This window comes from Sphingomonas sp. Leaf25, from assembly GCF_001421635.1.
Taxonomy (GTDB): Bacteria; Pseudomonadota; Alphaproteobacteria; order Sphingomonadales; family Sphingomonadaceae; genus Sphingomonas.
On sequence record NZ_LMKU01000033.1, the window covers coordinates 126,531 to 135,497 of the forward strand.

Below are 8,967 nucleotides of genomic sequence, written 5' to 3' on the forward strand. Positions count from 1 at the left end.
GCTCGGTGCTTAGCGCACCGCACCACGACGAACGAGATTCACGATCGCCAGCAGCACGACCGCGCCGATCAGCGAATAGACGAAGCTCATCACGGTGATGCCGTTGTTGATGTTGGTTCCGGTGACGAAACCGGCGATCACCGCACCCACGATGCCAACGATGACGTTCAGGAGGATACCCTGCTGTGCGTCAGTCCGCATGATGATGCTGGCCAGCCAGCCCACGACGCCACCTACGATAAGCCAGATGATGAATCCCATGGTCCGTCCCTCCATTTGATGCCGCGCCACAGTAAGTATTCGTACCGGGCGTACTGAGGGAAAGACTCTTGATGGGCTGGCTTGTTCCGCTCCCGTTTTGAGCGGGGTTTCAATATTTTCGCTGCTGCCGGTCGTAGAGCGACCGATAGTGCTGGATTCGGGTGACGCGCAGTCCCGGCATGCCCGACCGGTCGACCGCACGCTGCCAACTGGCGAACTCTTCCGCCGACAGATTGTAGCGATCGCACACGTCGTCGATGCTGAGCAATCCGCCGTTCACCGCCGCGACGACCTCCGCCTTGCGCCGCACCACCCAGCGAGTCGTTTCGGGCGGGGGCAGCGAATCGACCGTCAGCGGCTCGCCGAGCGGACCGATCACTTTTGCCGGACGGATTTTCTGGTTCTCAATCATACTGGACCTCGAACGGGGTGGCGGTGCCCCGGGAAACCTGTTGTCGCGGTCATACGCGGTTGCCTTTAAACATGGTTTAAATCGGTTAGGTAAATATCGTATTCATTCGCAGTCCCTTGCCTGCCGTGGTGCGACGGGCGGGTCCCACGGCGCGACGGATGACGCGAGCAGTGCCGCCGTCCAGCCATCGAACGCCCCGTCGGCGGGATGCAGCAACGATACCGGCGCGCGTTTCCACGCCAGCCGTGTCTGCAACCGCGCCGTCTGGCTGGCTGCCTGGCGTCCGGTCACGGCCGCCAGCAATACCGCCAGATCGGTCGGCAGTACCGTGATCGCGGTGCCACGATCGAAGCGGGCGAAACTCAGATCCAAACCAACCGTCCCAACCAACGTCCTTTAGAAACAGCGTCATGCGCCCACAGTGTTGAAGGTCCGGTAAATATCGTCATTTTTTGCAACTGATCGCGCAAGCGCCTATCTGACGCGCAATGACCGCCGCAGATTTTCAACTCGACCCGCCCCTTGCCGCGCGCCGAATCGTCGTCGCCATGTCGGGCGGCGTCGACAGTTCGGTCGTCGCCGCGCTGGCACATGCGACCGGCGCGGAGACGATCGGCGTCACGCTGCAACTCTACGATCACGGTGCGGCGGTGGGACGTGCCGGATCGTGCTGTGCCGGACGCGACATTCGCGATGCGCGCGCGGTGTGCGATCGTCTGGGCATCGCGCATTATGTGTTCGATCACGAGACGAGCTTTCGCGAGACGGTGATCGACGATTTCGCCGATGCCTATCTTGCCGGACGCACCCCGATCCCTTGCGTGAAATGCAACATGGGGCCGAAGTTCACCGACCTGTTCGCGCTCGCGCGCGATCTCGGTGCGGACTGCCTTGCCACCGGCCATTACATCCGCCGGGTGTTGGGGCCTGCGGGTGCCGAACTGCACCGCGCGGTCGATCCGGCGCGCGACCAGAGCTATTTCCTGTTCGCCACGACCCAGCACCAGCTCGATTTCCTGCGCTTTCCGCTGGGTGGCATGCCCAAGGCGCGGGTACGCGAGATCGCCGCCGAACTGGGCCTTGGCGTCGCCGGCAAGCCCGACAGCCAGGACATCTGCTTCGTCCCCGATGGCGACTATGCCGGGCTGGTCCGCAAACTACGCCCGGAAGCGAACGACGGCGGCGACATCGTCGACCTTGAGGGCCAAGTGCTCGGCCGTCATGGCGGGCTCGTCGGCTATACCGTCGGCCAGCGGCGCGGGCTTGAGATCGGCGGGCTTGCCGAACCGCTCTATGTCGTGCGGCTGGAGCCGGAGACGAAGCGGCTGGTCGTCGGCCCACGCCGCGCGCTGGCGGTGGGCGGGGCACTGTTGTCCGACATTAATTGGATCGGCGGCGATCACGTCGGGCCGCTGACCGCCAAGGTGCGATCGATGGCCAAGCCCGTCCCCGCCGAACTGCATGGCGACCAATTGGTGTTCGACGCGCCCGAATATGGCGTCGCGCCGGGCCAGGCGGCGGTGCTCTATGCCGGTGACCGGGTGCTCGGCGGCGGCTGGATCGAGCGGACGCAAGCGGCTTGAGCTTGCCGCGCGGGCCGCTGCCGCCTAAGGCCCGCGTCCGATGCTGCCCGCGCTCGCTCATGTCCGTGACTGGATCTTCGATCTCGACAACACGCTGTATCCGGCGTCGTGCAACCTGTTCGCCGAGATCGAGGCGCGCATGGGGCAGTATATCTGCGACCTGCTCGACTGCGACGCGCAGGAAGCGCGCCGGGTCCAGAAGATGCACTTCCATGCGCACGGCACCAGCCTGTCGGGGTTGATGACCGAGCATCAGGTCGATCCGCACCATTTCCTGAACTTCGTGCATGACATCGATCTGTCGCCGCTGGTGCCCGACCCCGATCTGCCGCGCCTGCTGGCCGGGCTGCCGGGGCGCAAGCTGATCTTCACCAACGGCGACATCGACTATGCCGGCCGGGTGCTCGACAAGCTCAGCCTGTCGGACAGTTTCGCCGGCATCCACGACATTCATGCCACCGCCTATCACCCCAAGCCGCATGTCCGCGCCTATGAAGGGCTGTGCGCCGCATGGGAGATCGACCCCGCCCAGGCGCTGTTCGCCGAGGACATGGCGCGCAACCTCGTGCCGGCCAAGGCGGCGGGGATGACGACCTTGTGGGTCGACAACGGTTCCGAACAGGGGCCGGTCGAGGCCTACGACCATATCGATTACACCACGCACGATCTCGTCGCGTGGTTACGCTTCGTGGAGGAATCATGACCGACCTAGCCGCCCAGATCGATGCCGCGTGGGATGCCCGCGCCGACTTGACCGTCCATACGCAGGGCGAGGTGCGCGAGGCGGTCGACGCGGCGCTGGCGCTGCTTGATTCGGGAGAGGCGCGCGTCGCCGAACCGGTGGGCGACGGCTGGCAGGTTAACCAGTGGCTCAAGAAGGCGGTGCTCCTCTCGTTCCGGCTGAACGACAACCAGATCATGGACGGCCCCGGTGGCACCAACTGGTTCGACAAGGTGCCGAGCAAGTTCACCGGCTGGGGCGAGCATCGCTTCCGCGAGGCGGGCTTCCGCGCGGTGCCGGGCAGCATCGTACGGCGCGGCGCGTTCGTTGGCAAAGGCGCGATCCTGATGCCGAGCTTCGTCAACATCGGCGCCTATGTCGGTGAAGGCACGATGGTCGATACCTGGGCAACGGTCGGGTCGTGTGCGCAGATCGGCAAGAACGTCCATCTCTCGGGCGGGGCCGGCATTGGCGGTGTGCTCGAACCGTTGCAGGCCGATCCGGTCATCATTGGCGACGGTGCGTTCATCGGTGCCCGCGCCGAAGTCGCCGAGGGCGTCCGCGTGGGCGAGGGCGCGGTCCTGTCGATGGGTGTCTATCTGGGTGCGTCGACCAAGATCATCGACCGCGCGACCGGCGAAGTGTTTCGTGGCGAAGTGCCGCCCTATGCGGTGGTCGTCCCCGGTTCGATCGGTGGCGGCGACGGCAAGCCCGCGCTCTACTGCGCGGTGATCGTCAAGCGGGTCGATGCGCAGACCCGGTCCAAGACCAGCATCAACGACCTGTTGCGGGATTGATCGGGGCGGCGGGGGCAAGGGACCATGTCGCATCGACCGGCTTCTCGGTCGCCAGCGACGTCGCCACCGCCTCCGCCCGCGCTAGGACGCGCAGGATATTTCCCTGCGCCAGCGCGGCGAGATCGGCATCGCTCCAGCCGCGCCGTGCCAGTTCGGCGAACAGCAGCGGATAGCCGTCGACCCCCTGCATCCCTTCGGGACCTGTGCCGGAAATTCCGTCATAGTCGCCGCCGATGCCGACATGCGCCCGGCCCGCGATCCGGGCGATATGCTCGACATGGTCGGCCATCGTCGCCGCCGTGACGCGCGGTGCGGGATTGGCCGCGTCCCATGCCTGCATCGCCGCCGGTGCCCGCGCGCCATAGCGGTTGGTCGGCAGCCCCTGCGTCTTGGCATAGGCGCTGCGGGCATTGTCCCATGCGTTCCACTGCGCCGACAGGAAAGCCGGATAGGCGTTGACCATCACCACGCCGCCGTTCCGCCCGATTGCGGCGAGCAGCGCGTCGGGAATATTGCGCGGCCGGTCGGCCAATGCGCGCGCGTTGGAGTGCGACGCGATCACCGGCGCCTTGCTCACCGCCAGCACCGCCGCCATCGTCGCGTCGGATACATGGGCGACGTCGACCAGCATCCCCAGCCGGTTCATCTCCGCCACCACCTGTCGCCCGAACCCGGTCAGCCCGTTCGCTTGCGGGGCATCGGTCGAACTGTCCGCCCAGCCGACGCTCTTGCCGTGCGTCAGCGTCATGTAGCGCACGCCGAGCACCCGATATTGCCGCAGCACCGACAGCCGCCCGTCGATCTGGTGTCCGCCCTCGACGCCGATCAGCGACGCGATCCGGCCGCTCCGGGCGATTCGCGCCATGTCGGCGGCATCCGTCGCCAGCGCCATCCGGGTAGGGTTCGCGGCGATCATCCGCCGGACGATGTCGATCTGCTCGATCGTCGTCTCTACCGCCTGCGGTCCGGTGGTCGTCGCCGGAATCCACACCGACCAGAATTGCCCGCCGACATGGCCCTTCGCCAGCCGGGCGAGATCGGTCTGGAGCGGGTGATCGATCCGGCTTGTATCGGCGGTCAAATCGACCGTCTCGACAGCCGCGCCATGTCCGTCACGCAATTCCCATGGCAGGTCGTTGTGCCCGTCGATGATCGGGTGTCGCGCGAGCACGCGCTCGGCGCGCGCGCGATCGGCAGGCGTCGGGGCGGTGGCTTGCACAGCCAGCAACAGCAGGGGAGCGAACATCATGGCGTCAGGCTACCGTGCGGCCATGCGGCACGACAAGCGCTTTACCCCAGGTGGTACGCCGTGCTTTGGTCACGGAAACCCTGTTGGGGAGGCCGTTCGATGTTTGCGCTGCTGTTGATCGCCCTTGGCCAGACCGCCGTCCCGCCGCCCGAACGGTTCTCGATCCTCGTCGATCCCTGTGCATCGCAGCGGCGCCATTCGCAGGACGACGAAATTCTGGTGTGCGGCGAACAGGCACGCGATCCGCATATTCCGATTCCCGCCGAACGTACGCCGCCCGACCGGCCGCTCGCGTCGAACCCCTATACCGATGGTGCCGGAGCGATGGCCGCCGCCGCACCGCCCTGCGCCACCTTGTCGCAGGGCTGCACCACCGGCGTCGACATGATCGGCGGCGGCGTGTTCCTCGTCCGCGCGCTGGGCAAGCTGATCGATCCGAATAGCTGCTGCGAGGAGCCGGGCGAATACAAGGACGTCGGCAAGTTGATCGGCGATGTCATGCGTGGCGCGAAGCGCGGCCCGTCGAAGGCCGAACGTGCCAAGCGGGTGGCGATCCCGCTCGATCCGGCGGTGCCTTTGCCGGTGGCGGTTCCGGGAGGGACGACGCGGGAGTAAATCCCGCGTCGTCGGTCGTCGCTATGGCGACGCCGGCCGTCGCCGTTGTATGCGCTACGGCTTCACCGTCGCGCACCGGCGCGTAGCTCCGCTACGTGCCTTACAACTTCGCGGTGATCTCCGGCACCAGCGTGAACAGGTCGCCCACCAGCCCGACATCGGCGACCTGGAAGATCGGCGCATCCTCGTCCTTGTTGATCGCGACGATGACCTTGCTGTCCTTCATCCCCGCCAGATGCTGGATCGCGCCCGAGATGCCGACCGCGATATAGACTTCGGGGGCGACGATCTTGCCGGTCTGGCCGACCTGATAGTCGTTGGGCGCATAGCCCGCATCCACCGCCGCGCGCGATGCGCCGACCGCCGCGTTCAGCTTGTCGGCCAGCGGATCGATCAGCGCATGGAACTGCTCTTCCGATCCGAGCGCGCGACCGCCCGACACGATGATCTTGGCGCTGGTCAGCTCGGGCCGTTCCGATGCGGCGATTTCCGAACCGACGAAGCTCGATACGCCCTTGTCCCCGGTCGAGCCGACGGCCTCGACGCTCGCCAAACCGCCGGTCGCTTCCGCCTTGTCGAACGCTGTTCCGCGCACCGTCAGCACCAGCTTGGGATCGCTGGTCCTGATCGTCGCGATCGCGTTGCCGGCATAGATCGGGCGGGTGAAGCTGTCCGGCCCCTCGACCGACAGGATTTCGCTGATCTGCATCACGTCGAGCAGCGCGGCGACACGCGGCGCGATGTTCTTGCCGGTGGTGGTCGCCGCCGTGATGAAGGCGTCATGGCTGCCCATCAGTTCGACGACCAGCGGAGCGACGTTTTCCGCGAGGTTGTGCGCGAAGGCGGCGTCGTCGGCCACCAGCACCTTGGCGACACCGGCGATCTGCGCCGCGGCCTGTGCCACGCTATCGACACCCTGTCCCGCAACCAGCAGATCGATGTCGCCGAGCTTCGCAGCGGCGGTAACGGCGGCGAAAGTGGCGTCCTTGACGACCGAGCCGTCGTGTTCGACCCAAACCAGCGTCTTCATGCGACCACTCCCAGCGTCTTGAGCTTGGCTACCAGTTCGTCGGCATCGGCGACCTTGACACCCGCCTGCCGCTTGGCCGGTTCCTCGACCTTCACCGTCGTCAGCCGCGGGGTCACGTCGACGCCGTAATCGGCCGCCGTCTTCGCCGCGAGCGGCTTGGACTTGGCTTTCATGATGTTGGGCAGCGAGGCATAGCGCGGCTCGTTGAGACGCAGGTCGGTCGTGACGATCGCCGGCAGCTTGAGCGCGACCGTCTCCAGCCCGCCATCGACCTCGCGCGTTACATGCACGCTCTCGCCCGTCACCTCGACCTTGCTGGCGAAGGTGCCCTGGGCATAGCCGGTGAGCGCCGCCAGCATCTGCCCGGTCTGGTTGTTGTCGTCGTCGATCGCCTGCTTGCCGAGGATCACCAGACCCGGCTGCTCCTCGTCGACCACCGCCTTCAGCAGCTTGGCGACGCCCAGCGGTTCTACCTTCGTCTCGCTGGTGATGAGGATCGCGCGGTCGGCGCCCATCGCCAGCGCAGTGCGCAGCGTGTCCTGCGACTTCTGCTCGCCGATCGAGACGACGACGATCTCGGTCGCCACGCCCTTTTCCTTCAGACGGATCGCTTCCTCGACCGCGATCTCGTCGAACGGGTTCATGCTCATCTTGACGTTGGCGAGGTCGACCCCGCTCCCGTCGGCCTTCACGCGGGGCTTCACATTATAGTCAAGCACGCGCTTGACCGGCACCAGCACCTTCATGGGCACTCCCTCTCAAAATTCTTGCACGGCGACGTCGGCGGTTTCTGTGGCGGTACTGCGTGGTTTTCGCAAGTCCGGTACGGAAAGGCCGGGTCGCGGGTGCGACAGGCGGCGACCCTAGACCGAATCACCCAGCCACCCAACGAAAAAGGGCCCGGACGTTTCCGCCCGGACCCCTTTCGGTTCGCTTGCGCGCGAAGGCGATCAGGCCGCCTTCTGCACTTCCGCCACGATCTTCTTGGCGGCGTCGCCAAGGTCGTTGGCCGGAACGATCGCCAGACCCGAATTGGCGAGGATGTCCTTGCCGGCCTGCACGTTGGTCCCTTCCAGACGGACGACCAGCGGCACCGACAAATTCACTTCCTTCGCCGCGGCAACGATGCCCTCGGCGATGATGTCGCACTTCATGATGCCGCCGAAGATGTTGACGAGGATGCCCTTCACCGCCGGATCGGCGAGAATGATCTTGAACGCCGCCGTCACCTTCTCCTTGTTGGCGCCGCCGCCCACATCGAGGAAGTTGGCCGGGAACATGCCGTTCAGCTTGATGATGTCCATCGTCGCCATGGCGAGGCCGGCGCCGTTGACCATGCAGCCGATGTCGCCGTCGAGCTTGATGTAGGCGAGGTCGTACTTCGACGCCTCCAGCTCCATCGCGTCCTCTTCGGTCGTGTCGCGCAGTTCCATCAGGTCCTTGTGACGGAACATGGCGTTGCCGTCGAACGCGACCTTGGCGTCGAGCACGACCAACTGGCCTTCCTCGGTGACGGCCAGCGGGTTGATCTCGATCTGCTCGGCATCGGTGCCGAGGAACGCATCGTACAGCTTCGACGCGACGCTGGCGGCCTGCTTGGCGAGATCGCCCTTCAGTTCGAGCGCGGCGGCGACGGCGCGGCCGTGGTGGGCCTGAAAGCCGGTCGCCGGATCGATGTCGATCGAGTGGATTTTCTCGGGCGTGTCATGCGCCACGGTTTCGATGTCCATGCCGCCTTCGGTCGAGGCGACCATCGACACGCGGCCGGTCGCGCGGTTGACGAGCAGCGCGAGGTAGAATTCCTGCGCGATGTTCGCGCCGTCGGTCACGTACAGGCGGTTGACCTGCTTGCCGGCGTCGCCGGTCTGGATCGTGACCAGCGTGTTGCCGAGCATGTCCGTGGCGTGCGCGCGGACTTCGTCGAGGTTCCACGCGAGACGGACACCGCCCTTGGCGTCGGGGGCCAGTTCCTTGAACTTGCCCTTGCCGCGCCCGCCGGCGTGGATCTGCGACTTGACGACATACAGCGGCCCGGGGAGCTTGCTGGCGGCCTCGACGGCTTCGTCGACGGTGAGCGCGGCGAAGCCCTGCGGGACCGGCACGCCGAACTTCGCCAGCAGTTCCTTGGCCTGATATTCGTGAATGTTCATGACGTTGCCTTCCGCCTCTCGGGTGGTTGTACGCAAGTTTGCGAAGTTGACGCGCGTAAAGCACATGCGCGCAGGCGAATCCAGTCCGAAAGCGCATTAATGCAATTGCGTCGCAAATGCTTTTACCAAGACGCCAGTTGTGGACGCGG

The 8,967-nt window shown here is 65.8% G+C and carries 11 protein-coding genes; 4 read left to right on the forward strand and 7 right to left on the reverse strand.

Annotated features, from left to right (window positions below; genetic code table 11):
• Window positions 1-9: 9 nt before the first annotated feature.
• The 3 genes from ASE78_RS15620 to ASE78_RS15630 form a co-directional block, all read right to left on the reverse strand.
• Window positions 10-261 (reverse strand): GlsB/YeaQ/YmgE family stress response membrane protein, encoded by a 252-nt coding sequence (locus ASE78_RS15620; protein ID WP_055762331.1) that lies wholly within the window; start codon window positions 259-261, stop codon window positions 10-12.
• Between the two features lie 109 nt (window positions 262-370).
• On the reverse strand, window positions 371-673 hold the full coding sequence (locus ASE78_RS15625; RefSeq protein WP_055762336.1) for a DUF1153 domain-containing protein: 303 nt from the start codon (window positions 671-673) through the stop codon (window positions 371-373).
• 102 nt (window positions 674-775) lie between these two features.
• Entirely contained in the window at window positions 776-1,045 is a 270-nt protein-coding gene (locus tag ASE78_RS15630) for a hypothetical protein (RefSeq protein WP_082448549.1), read from the reverse strand.
• A 116-nt stretch (window positions 1,046-1,161) separates the two neighbouring features.
• Between ASE78_RS15630 and mnmA the strand changes: the two genes are divergently transcribed.
• Genes mnmA through dapD form a run of 3 tightly spaced genes read left to right on the forward strand, consistent with a single transcriptional unit; the run spans window position 1,162 to window position 3,774 of the window.
• Entirely contained in the window at window positions 1,162-2,256 is a 1,095-nt protein-coding gene (mnmA, locus tag ASE78_RS15635) for a tRNA 2-thiouridine(34) synthase MnmA (protein ID WP_056498356.1), read from the forward strand.
• Between the two features lie 40 nt (window positions 2,257-2,296).
• Window positions 2,297-2,959, forward strand: a complete 663-nt coding sequence (locus ASE78_RS15640; RefSeq protein WP_056498358.1) for a pyrimidine 5'-nucleotidase — start codon at window positions 2,297-2,299, stop codon at window positions 2,957-2,959.
• Window positions 2,956-3,774, forward strand: a complete 819-nt coding sequence (gene dapD / locus ASE78_RS15645) for a 2,3,4,5-tetrahydropyridine-2,6-dicarboxylate N-succinyltransferase (RefSeq protein WP_056498360.1) — start codon at window positions 2,956-2,958, stop codon at window positions 3,772-3,774. Before ASE78_RS15640 ends, dapD begins: the two co-directional genes overlap by 4 nt.
• On the opposite strand, the gene ASE78_RS15650 is transcribed toward dapD, so the two are convergent.
• Window positions 3,752-5,023 (reverse strand): dipeptidase, encoded by a 1,272-nt coding sequence (locus ASE78_RS15650; protein ID WP_056498362.1) that lies wholly within the window; start codon window positions 5,021-5,023, stop codon window positions 3,752-3,754. The two genes, dapD and ASE78_RS15650, sit on opposite strands and share 23 nt — an antisense overlap.
• Window positions 5,024-5,122: 99 nt before the next feature.
• Between ASE78_RS15650 and ASE78_RS15655 the strand changes: the two genes are divergently transcribed.
• Window positions 5,123-5,638 (forward strand): hypothetical protein, encoded by a 516-nt coding sequence (locus tag ASE78_RS15655; protein ID WP_056498363.1) that lies wholly within the window; start codon window positions 5,123-5,125, stop codon window positions 5,636-5,638.
• A gap of 100 nt (window positions 5,639-5,738) precedes the next feature.
• Here the strand turns inward: ASE78_RS15655 and ASE78_RS15660 are convergent, their stop codons facing one another.
• From ASE78_RS15660 to sucC, 3 genes are all read right to left on the reverse strand, one after another.
• A complete protein-coding gene (locus ASE78_RS15660; protein WP_056498366.1) occupies window positions 5,739-6,668 on the reverse strand; it encodes an electron transfer flavoprotein subunit alpha/FixB family protein in 930 nt (309 codons plus the stop codon).
• Window positions 6,665-7,414 (reverse strand): electron transfer flavoprotein subunit beta/FixA family protein, encoded by a 750-nt coding sequence (locus tag ASE78_RS15665; RefSeq protein WP_056498367.1) that lies wholly within the window; start codon window positions 7,412-7,414, stop codon window positions 6,665-6,667. The genes ASE78_RS15660 and ASE78_RS15665 overlap by 4 nt, the downstream gene beginning before the upstream one ends.
• Window positions 7,415-7,618: 204 nt before the next feature.
• A complete protein-coding gene (gene sucC / locus ASE78_RS15670) occupies window positions 7,619-8,818 on the reverse strand; it encodes an ADP-forming succinate--CoA ligase subunit beta (protein WP_056498369.1) in 1,200 nt (399 codons plus the stop codon).
• Window positions 8,819-8,967: the final 149 nt, after the last annotated feature.

Excerpts from the sequence above, each read along its gene's own strand:
- mnmA (WP_056498356.1), top strand. The coding sequence starts at position 1,162 with ATGACCGCCGCAGATTTTCAACTCGACCCGCCCCTTGCCGCGCGCCGA.
- ASE78_RS15665 (WP_056498367.1), bottom strand. The coding sequence starts at position 7,414 with ATGAAGGTGCTGGTGCCGGTCAAGCGCGTGCTTGACTATAATGTGAAG.
- sucC (WP_056498369.1), bottom strand. The coding sequence starts at position 8,818 with ATGAACATTCACGAATATCAGGCCAAGGAACTGCTGGCGAAGTTCGGC.
- ASE78_RS15620 (WP_055762331.1), bottom strand. The coding sequence starts at position 261 with ATGGGATTCATCATCTGGCTTATCGTAGGTGGCGTCGTGGGCTGGCTG.
- ASE78_RS15625 (WP_055762336.1), bottom strand. The coding sequence starts at position 673 with ATGATTGAGAACCAGAAAATCCGTCCGGCAAAAGTGATCGGTCCGCTC.
- ASE78_RS15660 (WP_056498366.1), bottom strand. The coding sequence starts at position 6,668 with ATGAAGACGCTGGTTTGGGTCGAACACGACGGCTCGGTCGTCAAGGAC.
- ASE78_RS15650 (WP_056498362.1), bottom strand. The coding sequence starts at position 5,023 with ATGATGTTCGCTCCCCTGCTGTTGCTGGCTGTGCAAGCCACCGCCCCG.
- ASE78_RS15655 (WP_056498363.1), top strand. The coding sequence starts at position 5,123 with ATGTTTGCGCTGCTGTTGATCGCCCTTGGCCAGACCGCCGTCCCGCCG.
- ASE78_RS15640 (WP_056498358.1), top strand. The coding sequence starts at position 2,297 with ATGCTGCCCGCGCTCGCTCATGTCCGTGACTGGATCTTCGATCTCGAC.
- dapD (WP_056498360.1), top strand. The coding sequence starts at position 2,956 with ATGACCGACCTAGCCGCCCAGATCGATGCCGCGTGGGATGCCCGCGCC.